This is a genomic window from Leucobacter chromiireducens subsp. solipictus (assembly GCF_016758195.1).
GTDB classification, from domain to species: domain Bacteria; phylum Actinomycetota; class Actinomycetes; order Actinomycetales; family Microbacteriaceae; genus Leucobacter; species Leucobacter solipictus.
The window spans coordinates 149,428-166,954 of record NZ_QYAC01000005.1 but is presented as its reverse complement, the minus strand read 5'-3'; the positions used below and the strand labels follow the sequence as shown (position 1 = coordinate 166,954).

General features: G+C 68.7%; 16 protein-coding genes and 1 pseudogene. 8 read left to right on the top strand and 9 right to left on the bottom strand.

Annotation, left to right across the window (positions count from 1 at the left end):
- Positions 1 to 368: 368 nt before the first annotated feature.
- Both D3230_RS10510 and D3230_RS10505 read left to right on the top strand, forming a co-directional pair.
- Complete coding sequence (locus tag D3230_RS10510) at positions 369 to 2,171, top strand: phospho-sugar mutase (protein WP_202344989.1); 1,803 nt, start codon at positions 369 to 371, stop codon at positions 2,169 to 2,171.
- The gene (locus tag D3230_RS10505; RefSeq protein WP_202344988.1) at positions 2,171 to 3,178 is read left to right on the top strand and encodes an ADP-dependent NAD(P)H-hydrate dehydratase; all 1,008 of its coding nucleotides are present in this window, start codon (positions 2,171 to 2,173) and stop codon (positions 3,176 to 3,178) included. Before D3230_RS10510 ends, D3230_RS10505 begins: the two co-directional genes overlap by 1 nt.
- Here D3230_RS10505 and D3230_RS10500 read toward each other — a convergent pair.
- The 6 genes from D3230_RS10500 to sdhC form a co-directional block, all read right to left on the bottom strand.
- Positions 3,168 to 4,469: a thymidine phosphorylase gene (locus D3230_RS10500; RefSeq protein ID WP_202344987.1), complete on the bottom strand. Its 1,302-nt coding sequence runs from the start codon at positions 4,467 to 4,469 to the stop codon at positions 3,168 to 3,170. The two genes, D3230_RS10505 and D3230_RS10500, sit on opposite strands and share 11 nt — an antisense overlap.
- A 90-nt stretch (positions 4,470 to 4,559) precedes the next feature.
- A complete protein-coding gene (locus D3230_RS10495; RefSeq protein WP_237467351.1) occupies positions 4,560 to 5,534 on the bottom strand; it encodes a YihY/virulence factor BrkB family protein in 975 nt (324 codons plus the stop codon).
- Positions 5,535 to 5,573: 39 nt separating this feature from the next.
- Positions 5,574 to 6,338 (bottom strand): succinate dehydrogenase iron-sulfur subunit, encoded by a 765-nt coding sequence (locus D3230_RS10490; protein WP_202344986.1) that lies wholly within the window; start codon positions 6,336 to 6,338, stop codon positions 5,574 to 5,576.
- Positions 6,339 to 6,341: 3 nt separating this feature from the next.
- Complete coding sequence (sdhA, locus tag D3230_RS10485) at positions 6,342 to 8,174, bottom strand: succinate dehydrogenase flavoprotein subunit (protein ID WP_202344985.1); 1,833 nt, start codon at positions 8,172 to 8,174, stop codon at positions 6,342 to 6,344.
- Positions 8,175 to 8,219: 45 nt separating this feature from the next.
- Positions 8,220 to 8,663: a succinate dehydrogenase hydrophobic membrane anchor subunit gene (locus tag D3230_RS10480; RefSeq protein ID WP_202344984.1), complete on the bottom strand. Its 444-nt coding sequence runs from the start codon at positions 8,661 to 8,663 to the stop codon at positions 8,220 to 8,222.
- 15 nt (positions 8,664 to 8,678) lie between these two features.
- Positions 8,679 to 9,095, bottom strand: coding sequence for a succinate dehydrogenase, cytochrome b556 subunit (sdhC, locus tag D3230_RS10475; protein ID WP_202344983.1), 417 nt, complete (start codon positions 9,093 to 9,095; stop codon positions 8,679 to 8,681).
- A 239-nt stretch (positions 9,096 to 9,334) separates the two neighbouring features.
- Between sdhC and D3230_RS10470 the strand changes: the two genes are divergently transcribed.
- Entirely contained in the window at positions 9,335 to 10,465 is a 1,131-nt protein-coding gene (locus D3230_RS10470) for a mannose-1-phosphate guanylyltransferase (RefSeq protein ID WP_202344982.1), read from the top strand.
- Between the two features lie 7 nt (positions 10,466 to 10,472).
- Here D3230_RS10470 and D3230_RS10465 read toward each other — a convergent pair whose 3' ends face one another.
- On the bottom strand, positions 10,473 to 11,189 hold the full coding sequence (locus D3230_RS10465; protein ID WP_202344981.1) for a hypothetical protein: 717 nt from the start codon (positions 11,187 to 11,189) through the stop codon (positions 10,473 to 10,475).
- Positions 11,190 to 11,222: 33 nt separating this feature from the next.
- Positions 11,223 to 12,029: a FadR/GntR family transcriptional regulator gene (locus D3230_RS10460; protein ID WP_202344980.1), complete on the bottom strand. Its 807-nt coding sequence runs from the start codon at positions 12,027 to 12,029 to the stop codon at positions 11,223 to 11,225.
- A gap of 209 nt (positions 12,030 to 12,238) precedes the next feature.
- Between D3230_RS10460 and D3230_RS16545 the strand changes: the two are divergent.
- The 5 genes and pseudogenes from D3230_RS16545 to D3230_RS10440 form a co-directional block, all read left to right on the top strand.
- Positions 12,239 to 12,742: pseudogene (locus tag D3230_RS16545) on the top strand (ABC transporter ATP-binding protein); the annotation flags it as partial.
- 42 nt (positions 12,743 to 12,784) lie between these two features.
- The gene (locus D3230_RS16540; RefSeq protein ID WP_337249165.1) at positions 12,785 to 13,324 is read left to right on the top strand and encodes an ABC transporter ATP-binding protein; all 540 of its coding nucleotides are present in this window, start codon (positions 12,785 to 12,787) and stop codon (positions 13,322 to 13,324) included.
- Positions 13,325 to 13,413: 89 nt separating this feature from the next.
- On the top strand, positions 13,414 to 14,592 hold the full coding sequence (locus D3230_RS10450) for an ABC transporter substrate-binding protein (RefSeq protein WP_202344979.1): 1,179 nt from the start codon (positions 13,414 to 13,416) through the stop codon (positions 14,590 to 14,592).
- Positions 14,593 to 14,750: 158 nt separating this feature from the next.
- Complete coding sequence (locus tag D3230_RS10445; RefSeq protein ID WP_202344978.1) at positions 14,751 to 15,635, top strand: ABC transporter permease subunit; 885 nt, start codon at positions 14,751 to 14,753, stop codon at positions 15,633 to 15,635.
- A 26-nt stretch (positions 15,636 to 15,661) separates the two neighbouring features.
- The gene (locus D3230_RS10440) at positions 15,662 to 16,471 is read left to right on the top strand and encodes an ABC transporter permease (protein ID WP_202344977.1); all 810 of its coding nucleotides are present in this window, start codon (positions 15,662 to 15,664) and stop codon (positions 16,469 to 16,471) included.
- A 176-nt stretch (positions 16,472 to 16,647) separates the two neighbouring features.
- On the opposite strand, the gene D3230_RS10435 is transcribed toward D3230_RS10440, so the two are convergent.
- Positions 16,648 to 17,424, bottom strand: coding sequence for a TetR/AcrR family transcriptional regulator (locus D3230_RS10435; protein WP_202344976.1), 777 nt, complete (start codon positions 17,422 to 17,424; stop codon positions 16,648 to 16,650).
- Positions 17,425 to 17,527: the final 103 nt, after the last annotated feature.

Sequence of the window (17,527 nt, the reverse complement as noted above, 5' to 3'; positions counted from 1 at the left end):
AGAATCTGGCGCACGCAGGATCTGGTGCACACGGGAACTGGTGCACGCAGGAGCGCGGGAGCGCAGGATCGGCTGCGCGCGGGGCCGGATCCGCGGACCCGGCCCGACGTGGTGTTAGCGGGCGCAGCTGCAGCGCTCGGCTGCGGGCACGCCCGCGAGCGCCTCTTCGATGTGCTCGCCGCAGCCAGCCCAGGTCATCTTGCTGCAGGTCTCGCAGCGCACGGAAGCGCACATGGGCGGTCCTTTCCACGGAGGGTACGGTGTCGGATCCGACACCCCAGATAGCCTACTCGCGCTCCGGGCGGGTCGCATGCGCGAGTGGTAGCGTGAAAAGACTTCGGCGCTGGCCGTGGGAGGGAGAGCACGCGATGGGACTGCGCGCGGGGGATACACACACGCACACGGAGGACCGCGTGCTCGCGGCCGCGACGGCATGGGCGGAGCAGGATCCCGATTCCGACACCCGGCAGCAGGCGCTCGAGTGGGTGGCTCAGGCGTCCGCGGGGGACGCGGCCGCTCGGGCGACGCTCGAGGCCGCGTTCGCCGGCCGGCTCGCCTTCGGCACGGCGGGTCTCCGCGGGCCGCTCGGTGCCGGCCCGGCGCGCATGAACCGCATGGTCGTGGCCCAGACGAGCGCCGGCTTCGCGGCCTACCTGCGGGATCGCGCGGCGCGCGGCGAGACCGCCACCCCACCCTCGGTGGTGATCGGCTTCGACGGCCGGGTGAACTCAGAGGTGTTCGCCCGGGACGCCGCCGAGATCATGGCCGGTGCGGGGCTGCGCGTGTTCCTCTTCCCGGTGGCGGGACCCACACCCCTCACCGCGTTCGCCGTGCGACACCTCGATGTCTCGGCGGGCGTCATGATCACCGCGAGCCACAACCCGCCGCAGGACAATGGCTACAAGGTGTACCTCGGCGATGCCGACGCGGGCTCCCAGATCGTACCGCCCGTCGATGCCGAGATCGCCGCACACATCGACGATGTCGCCGCGCGTCCCCTCGCGGAGCTGCCCCGCTCCAGCGACGTCACGGTACTCGATGCCTCGGTGGCGGACGCCTACGTGTCCGAGACGGCGGCCGCGGTGCTCGCGGCCCTCCCCCATCGCCCCGACGGGTCTGGTGTCGCGAAGGGGTCGGACGCGGCGCTCCGGATCGTCTACACGGCCATGCACGGGGTCGGCTCCGAGCTCGCCCAGCGCGTGTTTTCCGCCGCCGGCCTCCCCGCGGTCATTCCCGTCCCGGAGCAGGACCAGCCCGACGGGGCCTTTCCGACCGTTGACTTCCCCAACCCCGAGGAGCCCGGCGCCCTCGATCTCGCCTACCGCGTGGCCGCCCACCACGACGCCGAGTTCATCGTCGCCCACGACCCGGACGCGGACCGGCTCGCGATCGCCGCGCCGGATCCCTCGGATCCCGCACGGTTCCGTCGGCTCACGGGCAACGAACTCGGGCTGCTCCTGGGCTGGCGGGCCGCCGAGCGCGCGTGGGCGCGAGCCGAGGAGACCGGCGGGTGCCCGAGCGGAACGCTCGCGTGCACCATCGTCTCCTCGCCGGCGCTGCGCGCCGTCGCCGGGGAGTACGAGCTCGGCTACGCGGAAACGCTGTCCGGCTTCAAGTGGGTGTCGCGCACGCCCGAACTGATCTTCGGCTTCGAGGAGGCGCTCGGGTACCTCACCCACCCCGAGATTGTGCGGGACAAGGACGGCATTTCCGCGAGCGCGGACGCGATCGCGATGGCGCGCGAGCTCGCCGCCGAGGGGCGCACGGTGTGGGATCTGCTCGACGAGGCGAGCGAACGCTTTGGGCACTTCGCGAGCGGGCAGATCACGCTGCGGCTGGAATCGATGGCTGCGGCGTCGGAGCTTGCCGCCCGGGTTCGCGCCGAGCCGCCGACGGCGTTCGGGGGCGTCGCCGTGGACCGTCTGCAGGACCTGTTGCACCCGGGTGCCGCCGAGGTGCCCGCTGACGTGCTGCGCTTCGATCTTGCCGACGGTTCCCGGGTGATGATTCGCCCGAGCGGGACGGAGCCGAAGCTCAAGCTGTACCTCGATACCTTCGCGAACGAGGGCGACGCGGCCGCCCGCCGCACCGCCGCAGAGGCCGCACTCGCGGAGCTCACCGCCGCGGTTCAGGAGGTTCTCGCGGACCTGCAGGGAACGCCCGGAGCGTGATGACCGCCGGCCGCATGATCGACGCCGCCCGCTGGCTGCGGCGGCCCGGCGCGGACGATGACAAGTACCGGCGCGGCGTGCTCGGGGTGCGCACCGGGGCGCCGGAGTACCCGGGTGCGGCGGTCCTCAGCGTGACCGCGGCCTGGCGCACGGGCGTCGGGCTCCTGCGCTACGTGCCGCCCGCGTCGATCGCGCCCCGCGAGCTCGGTCTGCCCACCCCGGCAGCGGCGGTGCTGGCGGTGCGCCCGGAAACCGTGTTCGGTGCTTCGGAGCGGCCGTGCGACGCCTGGCTGATCGGTTCGGGCACGAACCCCGCGACCCGCACCCCCGCGGAGACGGAGCAGCTCGCGGAGCTCCTCTGCGGGACATCCCCCGTCGTCGTCGACGCGGGGGCGCTCGATCGTGTCGGGGTCCCGCCGCATCGCGCAGGGGCGGCCCACACGGAGCGCGCCCCGCTCCTGCTCACCCCGCACGCGGGGGAGTTCGCCCGACTGTGGGAGGCGGCGGGACTCGGCCCCGTGCCGGCGGAGATCCGGGCTCCTGACGCGGTCGCGGTCGCGGTCCGCGCGGACGCAACCGCCCGACTCGCCTCGACGCTCGGGGCCACGGTGCTCCTGAAGGGTTCCGTTAGCGTGTGCGCGAGCCCCGAGACCCCGCCGCTCACCGCCGGACCCGCAAGCCCGTGGCTTGCGACGGCGGGCACCGGCGACGTGCTCGCCGGGATCCTCGGCGCGCTCATCGCGAGTCACGCCGCAGCCGTCCGTGAGCATCCAGCACTCCTCTCGGAGCTCGGGATCGCGGGCGCGCTGCTCCACGATCGGGCCGCACGCATTGCCGTCGGCGAGCTTCCGGAGCGCCCGGCCGGGCCGGGCCCGTCCGGGGAGGCGGCACCGGGGCACCCCATCACCGCCCTCGATGTTGCCGAGGCGATTCCCGCGGCCTTCGCACAGCTCGCTTCCGCGACCGGCGGGAAGCGCCCCGCGCGGGGTGCCGCCGCTACCCGGTGATCCGACCCGCCACGAGCGGTCGCGGCTGCGGTGTCTCCGGTCCGAGTTCCACGGCCGTACCGAGCGATTCGAGGCCACGCGACATGCGTCCCGCGTCGTCACATCGGAGCTCGAAGAGCGGATCCCCGGCCCGCACCGGGTCCCCCGGGCGCACGAGGACTTCCACGCCAGCCGCGTGATCCACCGGGTCACCGGGTCGAGCTCGTCCGGCCCCGAGCCGCCACGCCCCGACCCCGACCGCGCGGGCGTCGACCCGCTGCACAACGCCGTCGGCCGCGGCGCGCACGATCTCCGTTTCACGTGCAACCGGGAGCGGTGCATCGGGGTCGCCGCCTTGCGCGCGGATGATCCGTCGCCACGCGTCCCACGCGCGACCGTCGCGGAGCGCGGGTGCGGGATCCACCTCGGGCTTCCCCGCCAGATCCAGCATCTCCCGCGCGAGCGCGAGCGTGAGTTCCACAACGTCCTGCGGTCCGCCACCCTGCAGCACCTCGGTGGACTCCCGCACCTCGTTCGCGTTCCCCACCGCGCGGCCGAGGGGGGCGTCCATATCGGTGAGGAGCGCGACGGTCCGGAGCCCCGAGTCCGCGCCGAGCTGCACCATCGTGGTCGCGAGCTCCCGCGCATCGTCGAGCGCGGGCAGGAATGCCCCCGAACCGAACTTCACATCGAGCACGAGACCGTCCGCGCCCTCGGCGATCTTCTTGCTCATGATCGAGGATGCGATGAGCGGCACCGCAGCGACCGTGCCCGTCACATCGCGCAGCGCGTACATCGCTCGGTCCGCCGGAGCCAGCCCGGGGCCCGCCGCGCAGATCACTCCCCCGGTGTCACGCAGCACGCTGGTCATCTCCTCGGTCGACAGCGCCGCCCGCCAACCGGGGATCGACTCGAGCTTGTCGAGCGTGCCACCGGTGTGCCCGAGACCGCGCCCGGACAGCTGCGGCACGGCGACGCCCAGCGACGCGAGGAGCGGCACGAGCGGGAGGGTGATCTTGTCGCCGACGCCGCCCGTGGAGTGCTTGTCGATGGCAGGGCGGCCGAGGCCCGAGAAGCTCAGGCGCTCACCACTCGCGATCATTGCCGCGGTGAGATCACGAATCTCGCGCCGCTCCATGCCCTGAATCACGATCGCCATCAGCAGCGCGCTCATCTGTTCCGGTGCCACCACGCCGCGTGTGAAGGCGTCCACCACCCAGCCGATCTCCGCGGTACTGAGTTCCCCCGCGTGACGCTTCACCCCGATAAGCTCGACAACGTCGTGGGGCTCGGGGGCGCGGCGATCCTGCATATGGCCAGCCTAGGCTGCGCGGGCGGTCCGGAGCCAGTGAACAGCGCGTGACGCCGGATCCGGCATCCCGACGCGGAGGGCGCTCGGGCGCTAGGAGGCGACGGCCGCGGGCTCCGGCAGACCGAGTTCCCGATCCTGACCGGTCGCGATCCAGGATGCGGTGAGGAGCAGCGTACGGCAGATGAAGTTGAACCACAGCAGCAGGCCGATGAACACCGCGAAGGTCGCGAGCAGCGGGTTGCTGGAAGCCCCGCCGAGCAGGGCGCTCCCGAGGATCTTCAGGCCGAGCAACGCGATCCCGCCGAGCGCACACCCGGTGATGAGCGGCCATCGGGGCACGTACACCTCGGCGAGCAGGCGATGCACCGCGATCAGCACGAGCACATCGAACACATACATCGCCCCGTAGCGCACGAGCGTGCCCACCCAGCCGAAGAACCAGCCGTCGGAGTTCGCGCCGATCACCGAGAAGAACCAATCCACGATGCCCGAGCTGAACACCGTCAGTGCGGCGGAGACCAGGATCGCGACAAAGAATCCCACGGCGAGCAGGAAGTCGCGCAGCTTCAGGAGCAGGGCATTGCGGTACTCCTTGACCTCCAGGCCAAAGATGATCCGGATCGAACGGCGCGTGCCGGTGAACCAGTTGATCGCCACCCACACGAGCGAGGCACCGGCGAGGATGCTGGTCCAGTCGAGCGCACGGGCCGCCAGGAGCGTCGAAATATCGACCGCGCTCCCACTCCCCTCGCCCAGCAGGCCGGGCACGAGGAGGTTGAGCTGGTCGATCAACGTCTGCAGCAGCTCCGGGCGGCTCCGCAGGAAGATCCCAAACGTGCCAAAACCCACATAGAGCCCCGCGAACACCGCGAACAGTGCCTGATAGCTCATGCCGCCCGACAGTACGCTGCCGCCCACGTTGGTGAAGTGCGAGAAGGTGCGCAAGGGGTGCGTGCGCTGAACGCGCTGCCACAGCGTCATCCCGCGCTGTACCGCCTCGGAAACACGCGACGCCCCGCGGTCTTCTTCGGTCGTGGCCGGAGAAGTATCGCGGGGCGTCGTCATGCTGCCATGCTAGCGGGCAAGGTGCCCGCCGTGGGGACCTTAGGAGGTCTTGCCGGTGCGGATCGCAGCCTTGACCTCGGCGATCGCCTTGGTCACCTGGATGCCACGCGGGCACGCGTCCGTGCAGTTGAAGGTGGTGCGGCAGCGCCACACGCCCTCGGTGTCGTTGAGGATGTCGAGGCGAACCTCGGCGTTCTCGTCACGCGAGTCGAAGATGAAGCGGTGCGCGTTCACGATCGCGGCAGGGCCGAAGTACTGGCCGTCGGTCCAGAACACGGGGCACGAGGTGGTGCACGCCGCGCACAGGATGCACTTGGTCGTGTCGTCGAAGCGCTCGCGATCCTCGATGGACTGGATGCGCTCCTTGCCACCCTCGGGTGCCGTGTTCGACACGAGGAACGGCTGCACCTCACGGAACGACGCGAAGAACGGCTCCATGTCGACGATGAGGTCCTTCTCCAGCGGCAGGCCCTTGATGGCCTCGACGTAGATCGGCTTCGAGATATCGAGGTCCTTGATCAGCGTCTTGCAGGCGAGACGGTTGCGGCCGTTGATGCGCATCGCATCGGAGCCACAGATGCCGTGTGCGCAGGAGCGGCGGAAGGACAGCGTGCCGTCCTGGTCCCACTTGATGCGGTGCAGCGCGTCGAGGATACGATCCGTCGGATACATCTCGACGTCGAAGTCCTCCCAGTACGCCTCACGCCCCGACTCGGGGAGATAGCGGCGCACCAGCAGCGTCACGGTAAACGGCTTGGGGGCGTCCTCAACCTGTGCGGGAGCCTCGGTGGTAACGGTGCTCATGACCTAGTACTTCCTCTCCAGCGGCGGGTAACGCAACTCGCCCTGCTCGTTCCTCGTCACGACGACCGGCTTCCAGTCCAGACGGATGTGGTCCTCGGGGTTCGCCGAGTGGGGGTCACCCGTGAGGTACGCCATCGTGTGCTGCATGTAGTTCTCGTCGTCGCGGTTCGGGTAGTCGTCGCGCATGTGGCCGCCACGGCTTTCCTTGCGGTTCCGGGCTGCGAACACGAGCACCTCGGCGAGGTCGAGCAGGAAGCCCAGCTCGATCGCCTCGAGGAGGTCGGTGTTGTACCGCATCCCGCGGTCCTGCACGCCGACGTTGTTGTAGCGCAGGCGCAGGTTGTGGATCACGCCGAGAACCTCGGTGAGCGACTCCTCGGTGCGGAACACCTGAGCGCCGCGATCCATCGACTCCTGGAGCTCCTTGCGGATGTCGGCAACGCGCTCGGTGCCGTTTCCGTTCCGGAAGCCCTCCACGAGCTCGCGCACGAACTTCGCGGGGTCCTCGGGCAGCGGCGTGAAGTCCACCGTCTGCGCGTAGTCCGCCGCGTGGTTGCCGGAGCGCTTGCCGAACACGTTGATGTCGAGCAGCGAGTTGGTGCCGAGGCGGTTCGAGCCGTGCACCGAGACGCACGCGCACTCGCCGGCGGCGTAGAGGCCGGGGACGACGGTGGTGTTGTCCGAGAGGACCTGCGCGTCGTTGTTCGTCGGGATGCCACCCATCGCGTAGTGCGCGGTCGGGAAGACCGGGACCGGCTCGGTCACGGGGTCGACGCCCAGGTACGTGCGCGCGAACTCGGTGATGTCCGGGAGCTTCGTCTCGAGGACCTCGGCGCCCAGGTGGGTGCAGTCGAGGTACACGTAGTCCTTGTGCGGACCGGCACCGCGGCCGTCGAGCACTTCCTGCACCATCGAGCGGGCAACGATGTCGCGCGGCGCGAGGTCCTTAATCGTGGGCGCGTAGCGCTCCATGAAGCGCTCGCCCGAGGCGTTGCGGAGGATCGCGCCCTCGCCGCGCGCACCCTCGGTGAGGAGGATGCCGAGGCCGGCAAGGCCGGTCGGGTGGAACTGGTAGAACTCGATGTCCTCGAGCGGCAGGCCCTTGCGCCAGATGATGCCGACGCCGTCGCCCGTGAGGGTGTGCGCGTTCGACGTCGTCTTGAATACCTTGCCAAAGCCGCCGGTCGCGAACACGATCGACTTGGCCTGGAAGACGTGCAGTGCACCCGTCGAAAGCTCGTAGGCGACCACACCGGACGGCTTCTGCACGCCGTCGACCTCGGTCATCACGAGATCGAGCACGTAGTACTCGTTGAAGAAGTTCACGCCGAGCTTGACGCAGTTCTGGAACAGCGTCTGGAGGATCATGTGGCCCGTGCGGTCGGCGGCGTAGCAGGCGCGGCGCACCGCGGCCTTACCGTGGTCACGGGTGTGCCCGCCGAAACGACGCTGGTCGATCTTGCCGTCCGGGGTGCGGTTGAAGGGCAGGCCCATGTTCTCGAGGTCGATGACCGCGTCGATGGCCTCCTTCGCGAGGATCTCAGCCGCGTCCTGGTCGACGAGGTAGTCGCCGCCCTTGACGGTGTCGAAGGTGTGCCACTCCCAGTTGTCGTCCTCAACGTTGGCGAGCGCCGCGGCCATGCCGCCCTGCGCTGCGCCCGTGTGCGAACGGGTGGGGTAGAGCTTCGTGATGACCGCGGTCTTCGCCTTCGGTCCGGCCTCGATGGCCGCGCGCATGCCGGCACCGCCGGCACCCACGATCACGACGTCGAACTGGTGATAGGTAACGCCGTCCTTGACGGTAACCTCTTCGCCCTGATGGGTATCTGTAGCCACGTGGGTCCTATTCTCGTTACTGAAAATCTGTGCCGGGATACCGGGTTATGCCTTGCAGAACGACGCGACGAGCGCCGGGTCTGCACCAGCGGGGCAGGGATCCAGCGTGTAAATCACGAAGGTGCCCAGCAGGATCAGCAGTGCTGCCGACAGGAAGAGCGCGACCTTGAAGGCCTTGGCGAGTCCGGGGCGCGACACGTAGTCGTTCACGATCGTGCGCATGCCGTTGGCGCCGTGAATGAGCGCGAGGATCAGCAGCAGCGTGTCCCAGATCTGCCAGAACGGGCTCGCGAGCTTGCCGGCCACGAAACCGAAGTTGATGGCGTGGACCCCGCCCTCGGTGAGGAGGAGGTTGGAGGCGAGGTGTCCGAACACGAGCACCACGAGCAGCACGCCCGAGACGCGCATGTAGATCCAGCCCCACTTTTCCCAGTTGGTGCGCTTCTTCGCGGGGGTCTGTGAGCGCGGAGCGTCAATCGTCATCGTCATGTTTCTCTCCTCGCCTTAGTGACCGAACACGTTCATCAGGTGGCGCGGCAGGAAGCCGGCCATCGTGATGACCCAGGCGGCGATGACAACCCAGAACATGACGCGCTGGTACTTCGCGCCCTTGCTCCAGTAGTCCACCAGGATGATTCGGATGCCGTTGTAGGCGTGGAAGACGATGGCGGCGACCAGCGCAGCCTCGCCGAGGCCCATAATGGGCGTCTTGTAGGTGCTCATGACCGCGTTGTACGCCTCAGGGCTGACCCGGATGAGCGCGGTGTCCAGCACGTGGACGAGCAGGAAGAAGAAGATGGCGACACCGGTAATGCGGTGCAGAACCCACGACCACATTCCCTCGTAGCCGCGGTAGAGCGTGCCACCCGGGCGACTCTTTTGCTTCGCCGCGGGCGCGGCCTCTGCCGTTTGGGCTGACACGAGCTTCCTCCTTGGTCTTGCTTCGCCGGACAGGAGCCGGCAGCTGACATCGTGTTCTCACCGCAGTACGGGCGCGCTCGGCGCACCCAAAACCACACCAGGCTGAGAATCCACTGCGCCATCCATTATGACACCATTCTGAAGCGCACCCGAACCCACGCGGCGGAGGCTGTTTTTCGTCCGCGAGCGCCGCAGCTTCTCCCCGCGGAGGCCCAGCGCACCCGGCTAGTCTGGAGTCCATGACCGACGCTTCTGAGCACTCCTCCGCCATCGACCGGCTCACCTGCGTGATCCCCGCGGGCGGGGTGGGTTCACGACTCTGGCCACTCTCCCGCGCCAATGCCCCGAAATTCCTGCTCGATCTCACGGGATCCGGCGATTCGTTGCTACGCGCGACCTGGGTGCGTCTCGCACCGATCGCGCCGCCTGAGCGCGTCATGGTGGTGACCGGGAACTCGCACCGCACCTCCGTGGCGGATCAGCTGCCCGAGCTCCTCGCGGAGAACCTGATCACGGAAAGTGAGCCCAAGGACTCCTCCGCCGCGATCGGCCTCGCGGCCGCGATCCTCGAGCTGCGCGATCCGGACGCGATCCTCGGCTCCTTTGCCGCCGACCACGTGATCCGCGGCGACGTCCTCTTCCAGCGCGCGGTCACCACCGCGGTGCAAGCCGCCGACCAGGGATATATCGCCACGATCGGCATCCACCCGTCGCATCCGGCGACCGGCTTCGGATACATTTCATGCGGCACTGCCCGCGGCGATCTCGCGCCCTTCGACGTCTACGACGTGACCGAGTTCGTTGAGAAGCCCGACGCCGCCCAGGCAGAGCAGTATCTCGCCGATGGCGGGTACCTCTGGAACGCGGGGATGTTCATCGCCCGCGCGAGCGTCCTCCTGGACCAGATGGCCCTCGCGGAGCCCGAAATGGTCCGCGCACTGCGCGAGATCGCGGCAACGTGGGGCACCGAGCAGGGCGCGGCGACCCGCGATCGGCTGTGGCCTACGCTCCCGAAGATCGCGATCGATTACACGGTCGCGGAGCCGGCAGCGGCCGCGGGCAAGATGGTCTGCGTGGCCGCCCACTTCGACTGGGACGACGTGGGCGACTTCGCCTCCGTGGCGAATCTCCTGACGCGCGGCCGCGGCAGCGACCTCGCGGTCCTGGGCGATGGGGCGCAGGTGCTGTCCGACGCGTCGAGCGGCATTGTGGTCTCCGAGAGCAACCGGCTCGTCGCCCTCGTCGGCGTCGAGGACGTCGTGGTGGTGGACACCGCCGACGTGCTCCTTGTGACCTCGAAGCGGCGCGCACAAGATGTGAAGAACCTGGTGAACCGCATGAAGGTCTCGGGCGGCGGGCACCTGCTTTAGGAGCGTCTCAGCCGAGGAGCGCGAAGGGGTAGCGGGTCGAGCGAACCGCGCGGCCCGCGGCGACCAGGGCGTCAAGTTCACGCTCGGGTTCGGGCCCCATGCACCGGTCGCCGGTCTCACGGTCGGGATCTGCGGAGAGGACCACGCGCCCACTGGCGTTAATGAGCGTCGCGCCGCCGGCGAGTTCGGCCTGCAGCGCCCCCTCCAACGAGGAGACGAGCACGTCGGCGCAGACCACGCCCGCGAACGTGCCGTTCAGGAACACCGGGATCGCCGAGGTCAGCGTGATTTCGTTGGAGCACAGGTAATCCACAAAGGGCCCCGCAACGTGCCGAACGCCCGTCGCTTCGGGCACGCGGTACCACTCGAGTCGCACGAGATCGATGGCGGCCTGGCCGGGGCCAAAGGTCGAGGCGGCCAGAAGATTGCGGTGCGGACCCTGCCACCATGCGAGGGGGTTTCCTTCGGACACGACCGCGTCGCTGGCGCAATATCCGGCACCGTAGAGCGGCCGCTCGCTGCCGTCGAGGATCGCGTGGGCGTCACGTTCCACCAGGCCAGCAAGGTGCGGGCCCGTCACGCGCCCGTCAGCGATCGCCTCGGTCAGCTGCGCCTGCAGCCGCGGAAGCCACTCGTCGAGCGGGGCGAACACGCCGTCGAAGAACTCCTCGATGCGCGCCAGCGCGGCGTCCAGCTTCCGATCCTGTACGGCCTGCTGTGGCATGTCGTCCCCCTCTCCGCTGAGGCTCTGCCCGGATCACTCGTCCCGGCTTCGAGCCTCCAGTGTGCCACGAAGATGCTCCGGGCGGGGATCCGCGAGAAGTTCGGCGCGAAACGCGACGAGCCACCGCACGGAGGCGCGAACCCCCTCGCGCACGGCCGCACGCGCCCGGGACACGTCGCCGGCGCGGGTCGCCTCGAGCTGGGCGACCAGCGCGTCGTGGGTCCCGAGCCGGGCTTCCCGGTCCAGGTCCTGGAGCGCGAGGAACGGGGTGAACTCGGTTTGCACGCGCACGTGCTCGTTCGTGAGCCGCACTGACTGGCTGAGCGCCGCGAGCTCCAGCTGCACCTCGGTGATGCGGCGCCGCCACGGCGCCCGCTCCAGGCCGCGGGACTCGTCGAGAATCTCGGCGACAATCTCAAGCTCCTCCGGCGTGGCGCGCTGGCACGCGTATTCGGCGCAGGCCGCGGACACGACCTCATAGTGCACGCCGAGATCGGCGAGCGAGACGCGCGGGAGGTCCATCAGGGCGCGCGCGTTCACTTCCTCGACCGCGCCGTGGCTCGGGCGCACGAAGCTGCCGCCGTTCCGACCGCGCCGCGTTTCGATCAGGCCGCGGTGCCGGAGCGTGCCCAGCGCCTCGCGCACCGTGACGACGGCGACGCCGAGGAGCGCCGAGAGTTCCGTTTCGCTCGGCAGTCGCTCCCCCTCGGTGAACGCGCCCACCGAGATCGCCTGGACGATCCGGGACTCGACGAGCTCGGTGCGCCCTTCCTCGCCGATCGGGGAGAACGCGGCGACGCGCAGGCGGCTCGGCGGCGACAGCAGCGCGGTTTCGCTCATGCGTTCCCTCCGTTCGCGGCCGATGTGCGTCGAGTCGGATCGAACTGAGCCGGATCCCACTTGAGTCTGTCACGGCCGGCGTGGAGATTTGCTGTGCCGCTCCGTCATCGAATCGTGATCTTGGCACACGCACATCGTTAAAATCCTATAAACCCATATGTTATGGTTCATCACATTGGTTCGACAACGACGTTGAGGAGCAGCGCACCATGCCCCACCCCACCCCCCACGCCACCGAGGCAGAGATCGCCGTCTCGGTCCAGGGCGTGCGCAAGCAGTTCGGCGACCTCGTGGCCGTCAACGAGCTCGACATCGACATCCGCGCGGGCGAGTTCTTCTCGATGCTGGGCCCGTCGGGCTCCGGCAAAACCACCGTGCTGCGCATGATCGCCGGCTTCGAAGAGCCCACCGCCGGTCGGATCCTGCTCCACGGCACGGACGTCACGAAGTCGGCCCCGTTCGATCGCGCGGTCAACACCGTGTTCCAGGACTACGCGCTCTTCCCGCACCTCACCATCGCGGAGAACGTGGCCTAAGGGCTCAAGGTGCGCGGGATCAGCAAGACGGAGCGCGCGGCCCGGGTCGGGGAGTCCCTCGAACAGGTACAGCTCAGCCACCTGGCGCAGCGCCGGCCGTCGCAGCTCTCCGGCGGGCAGCGCCAGCGGATCGCCCTCGCTCGCGCCCTGATCCTGCGCCCCCAGGTGCTCCTCCTCGACGAGCCGCTCGGCGCCCTTGACAAGCAGCTCCGCGAGCAGATGCAGTTCGAGCTCAAGCAGATCCAGCGCGAGGTGGGGATCACCTTCGTGTTCGTGACCCACGATCAGGAAGAGGCCCTGACGCTCTCCGACCGCGTCGCGGTGTTCAACGGCGGCAAGATCGAGCAGGTCGGCAGCCCCCGCGAGGTGTACGAGTTCCCGCAGACCGAGTTCGTGGCGCGCTTCCTCGGCGTCACGAACTTCCTCGCCGGCGCCGACGCCCAGCGGGTGCTGGGCACGGCCGCGCCCCACAGCGTGCGCCCCGAACGCGTCGTACTGCAGGATCCGAGCGCGCCCGTCGCGAGCGGCGAGATCGCGCTTCCCGGCACCGTCGTCGAGACCGTCTACGCCGGCGCACACACGCGCACCCTCGTCGAGACGGCCGGCGGGTTCCGGTTCATCGCCGAGCAGCAGAATTCGGGCACGCCACACGCAGCGCCCACGATCTCGCGCGGCGACGCCGTGAGCGTTCGCTTCGCACGGGATCACGCGGTCGCCGTGCCCGAAGCCGCGCAGGCCGCAACTCGCACCGCGGCCTGATCCCGCGGGGCCAGCGGCTCCGCTCTCCCGCCCCACCGTTCTCATCCGCCACATCCACCCCATCCACCCCATCCACCCAAGGAGTTCCAATGAAGAAACAACTGCTCATCCCCGCGGCGTTGATCGCCGCGGCGGGCCTCGCGCTCTCCGGCTGCGCCTCGTCGAGCGGCGGCGATGCCGCCCCGGGCGAAATCTCGATCGACGTCCCCGATATCCCCACCATGGAGGGGCTCGGCGACACGGAGCAGGAGGTCAACATTGTGGCCTGGTCCGGCTTCGTCGAGGACGCCTGGGCCAAGCCGTTCGAGGACGCCACAGGATGCACCGTGAACCGCAAGGTCGCCGCGACCAGCGACGAGATGGTGCAGCTGATGCGCACCGGCGAGTACGATCTGGTCTCCGCGTCCGGTGACGCGAGCCTCCGGCTCATCGTCGACGGCAACGTGCAGCCCATCAACACCGAGCTCATCCCGAACTTCGGCGACGATATCGTCCCGGGCATGAAGGGCCAGATGTACGACACCCTGAACGGCAACGTGTACGGGATCCCGATCGGCCGCGGCGCGAACATCCTGCAGTACGATTCCACGGTCGTGACCGAAGAGCCCACGAGCTGGGACGTTGTGTGGGAGAAGGACAGCCCCTACGCGGGCAAGATCGCCGCCTACGATAGCCCCATCTATCTCGCGGACGCCGCGATCTACCTCATGGAGCACGAGCCGGATCTCGGGATCACGAACCCCTACGCGCTCGACGAGGCTCAGCTTCAGGCCGCGACCGACCTCATGAAGCAGCAGAACGGCATGGTGTCCGAGTACTGGTCGCCCGCGACCAACGTCACCTCCTTCACCGGCGGCAACTCGGTGGTCGGCACGTCCTGGGAAGTGCTGCGCAAGGCCACCCAGGACGACAAGTTCAAGAGCGTGCTCCCCGAAGAGGGATCGACCGGCTGGTCGGACGCGTGGATGCTCGCCGCCGAGGCGAAGAACCCGAACTGCGCCTACGCCTGGATGGACTACACCAGCGCGCCCGACGTGAACGGCCAGATCGCGATGAACTTCGGTATGGCCCCGGCGAACGCCGCGTTCTGCGAGACCAGCGACGAGGCGAAGGCGCACTGCGACTACTTCAACGCCACCGACGAGGAGTACTTCACGCAGGTGTGGTTCTGGACCACCCCGATCGACCAGTGCATCGACGGCCGCACCGACGTGCGGTGCACGAACTACCAGGACTGGACGAAGGCCTGGGCCACGGTCAAGGGCTAACGCTCGCCCACACATGACGATGGGCGCCCGCTTCGCGGTCGCGCCGCGGGCACCCATCGTTTCCCATCCGGGCGCACAGCGCCCATCCCCACGGGACATAACGCGCGACGCCGCCCGGTATTCCCGTCCCGTCACCACTCTCGCAGCGAGGAAGCACCGTGAGTCACCAGCCCGCACTCGACCGCCGCCCCACTCCCCTCTCCACCGCGCTCGCCCGGCACCCACGGGCGCGCCTCGCGTCACTTCTGGCTTTGCCGATGACCTGGCTCGTGGGCGTGTACATCCTGTCGCTCGCGCTCCTCCTGATCACGGCGTTCTGGACGACGGATCCGTTTACCTCACGCGTCAAGCCCGGCTTCACGCTCGAGAACTTCCAGCAGATCTTCACCGTCCCGGCCTATCTCGGCACGGCGCTGCGCACGCTCGGGATCGCACTCGCGGTGACGGCGATCTGCGCGGCCGTGGCGATCCCGCTCGCCGTCTTCATGGCGAAGGTCGCGGGTCCGAAGCTCCGCGCCACGCTTGCCGTCCTGGTGACGCTGCCGCTCTGGGCCGGGTACCTGGTCAAGATCATCGCCATGCGCCTGGTCTGGACCGAAACCGGCTTCTTCAATTGGGCGCTCTCGCCCCTCGGAATCGAGGGACCCGGCTTCGGCATCCTGACGGTGATCCTCACGCTCGTGTACCTCTGGTTCCCCTATATGGCGATCCCCGTATACGCGGCGGTGTCACAGATCCCGGCGAATCTCTTCGATGCGTCCTCGGACTTGGGCGCGCGTGGCGGCCGCACGATCCGCACCGTCGTGGCCCCGCTCCTCCTCCCCTCGCTGATCGCCGGATCGATCTTCACGTTCTCGCTCAGCCTCGGTGACTACATCGCCGCGATGTACGTCGGCGGCTCCACGCAGATGATCGGCAGCATCATTGCCCAGAACATCAACCTGAACCCGCCGCTGGCGGCCGCGTTCTCGGTGGTGCCCATCGTGCTCGTGGTGCTGTATCTCACCGCCGTGCGCCGCACCGGCGCGCTCAACAATCTGTAGCCCGGTCGGCTCGCAAAGGAGACCCCATGCTTCGCCTCACTCGCGGCACGAAGATCGTGCTCGGCCTCGTCACCCTCGTCGCCCTCGGGTTCATGTACATCCCCCTGTTCGTGATCATCATGAACTCCTTCAACGCGGGCCGCGTGCCCGGTTGGCCGATCCCGGGGTTCTCGCTGGAGTGGTGGCAGAAGGCGCTCGCCAATCCGGCGGTGCATGCCGCGCTGCTCAACTCCGTGGTCGTCGCCCTCATTGCGACCGCGATCGCGCTCCTGCTCGGCACGCTGGCGGCCTTCGCGCTGCAGCGCTTCCGGTTCTTCGGGCAGCAGACCGTGAACCTGCTGATCGTGCTTCCGATTACCCTCCCCGGCATCGTCACCGGTGTCGCGCTCTCGAACACCTTCCACCAGGTGCTGAAGCCGATGGGGATCAATGTCGGGTACTGGGGCATGATCATTGCCCACGCGACGTTCTGCGTCGTGATGGTGTTCAACAACGTGATCGCCCGGTTGCGTCGCATGAATCCGAACCTCGAAGAGGCCTCGATGGATCTCGGCGCCGGCATCGCGCAGACCTTCCGGCTCGTCACGTTCCCGCAGTTCCGCAGCGCCTTCATTGCGGGCGGCCTGCTCGCCTTCGCGCTGTCCTTCGATGAGATCGTGGTCACGATCTTCACGGCGCCACCCGGGGTCGAGACCCTGCCGCTGTGGATCATGAACCAGATGGCTCGCCCCAACGAGGTCAACCAGGTCAACGTGGTCGCGACGGTGATGATCCTGCTGTCCCTGATCCCCGTGTACTTCTCCCAGAAAGCCTCCGCCGCGGGCGACGCCCGCTAGGGGTGCCGGCCGCGCTCATCAAAACCTCGGAGATCCTGCGCCCAGGTCCGGTTTCAGGGAGAAAATCTCCTCGATTTCCGTGAATCTCCTACCGTTTGAGTGACGTGTGGAATGGTCGTACCGAGCGTCAACGCCCAGACGAGTGCCTACCGGGCGTCTGGGCGGGGCGGGGGCGGCTATGCCGCTCCGGCCCCGTCTGCCGTATCGGGAAGGTCTGTGCCGGATCGGGGGCTCAGGCCCGCCGCCGCGTACTCGGCACGGAAGCCGGCGAGCAGTGCGCGTAGCCCGAACTCGAACGCGGCGTCGGCCGTGCTCGTGCCCGTGGCGGCGAGCGCCGTCTCACGCGCGGCGTAGGCTGCGGCGAAGGCGGGCACATCGCTGCGGGGGCCGGGATTGAGCATCTCGTCCTCCGCCGCGAGGTCCAGCGCCGATCCGAGAATGAAGGACTCGAGCGACACCATCAGGGTGAGGGCCCGATCCCCCGGCCAGCCGGCACGCACCAGCGCGGAGATCACGGTCTCGTACATGAGCGAGGTGACTGAATCCGGCGTGAGCGGGAGCACGGCGAGCAGCGCGATCGTGGGCGGGTGCGCGGCGAAGGTGTCGCGATAGTGCCGCGCCCAGCCGGCGAGGGCGGTATCCCACGGCTCGCTCGCGAACATGTCGGTCGCGATGCGGTCGCTGATGAGTTCGCGGACACCGGCGATCAGCTCGGACTGCCCCGCGACGTGGTTGTAGAGCGCGGACGGTCGCACGCCGAGCTCACTCGCGATTGCGCGCATGCCGACGCTGTGGGCGCCGCGTTCCACGATGAGTCGCAGGCCGGTTTCCAGAATGAGTTGGCGCGACAGCACGCTCGTGCGGGGTCGCCCGACACGGCGCTTCGGGGGCTCTGTGCCGGTCTCGCTGCGTCGCGGACCGTGCGGCCTGGGCGTCTTCGCCGGTGTCGACATGTGTTCCTCCGCGCCCAGCTTGGCACGAATGTGCGGGCTCGTGGGTTTCGAAGTCGCGCTCGGGCGCGTTTCGTACTATTCTCAACTCGGCCGTAAAAGAACC

What these genes read in the sequence shown, in the direction of transcription:
- D3230_RS10510 (WP_202344989.1), top strand. Translation starts at nt 369, where the DNA reads ATGGGACTGCGCGCGGGGGATACACACACGCACACGGAGGACCGCGTG.
- D3230_RS10505 (WP_202344988.1), top strand. Translation starts at nt 2,171, where the DNA reads ATGACCGCCGGCCGCATGATCGACGCCGCCCGCTGGCTGCGGCGGCCC.
- D3230_RS10500 (WP_202344987.1), bottom strand. Translation starts at nt 4,469, where the DNA reads ATGCAGGATCGCCGCGCCCCCGAGCCCCACGACGTTGTCGAGCTTATC.
- D3230_RS10495 (WP_237467351.1), bottom strand. Translation starts at nt 5,534, where the DNA reads ATGACGACGCCCCGCGATACTTCTCCGGCCACGACCGAAGAAGACCGC.
- D3230_RS10490 (WP_202344986.1), bottom strand. Translation starts at nt 6,338, where the DNA reads ATGAGCACCGTTACCACCGAGGCTCCCGCACAGGTTGAGGACGCCCCC.
- D3230_RS10480 (WP_202344984.1), bottom strand. Translation starts at nt 8,663, where the DNA reads ATGACGATGACGATTGACGCTCCGCGCTCACAGACCCCCGCGAAGAAG.
- D3230_RS10470 (WP_202344982.1), top strand. Translation starts at nt 9,335, where the DNA reads ATGACCGACGCTTCTGAGCACTCCTCCGCCATCGACCGGCTCACCTGC.
- D3230_RS10465 (WP_202344981.1), bottom strand. Translation starts at nt 11,189, where the DNA reads ATGCCACAGCAGGCCGTACAGGATCGGAAGCTGGACGCCGCGCTGGCG.
- D3230_RS10460 (WP_202344980.1), bottom strand. Translation starts at nt 12,029, where the DNA reads ATGAGCGAAACCGCGCTGCTGTCGCCGCCGAGCCGCCTGCGCGTCGCC.
- D3230_RS16540 (WP_337249165.1), top strand. Translation starts at nt 12,785, where the DNA reads ATGCAGTTCGAGCTCAAGCAGATCCAGCGCGAGGTGGGGATCACCTTC.
- D3230_RS10450 (WP_202344979.1), top strand. Translation starts at nt 13,414, where the DNA reads ATGAAGAAACAACTGCTCATCCCCGCGGCGTTGATCGCCGCGGCGGGC.
- D3230_RS10440 (WP_202344977.1), top strand. Translation starts at nt 15,662, where the DNA reads ATGCTTCGCCTCACTCGCGGCACGAAGATCGTGCTCGGCCTCGTCACC.
- D3230_RS10435 (WP_202344976.1), bottom strand. Translation starts at nt 17,424, where the DNA reads ATGTCGACACCGGCGAAGACGCCCAGGCCGCACGGTCCGCGACGCAGC.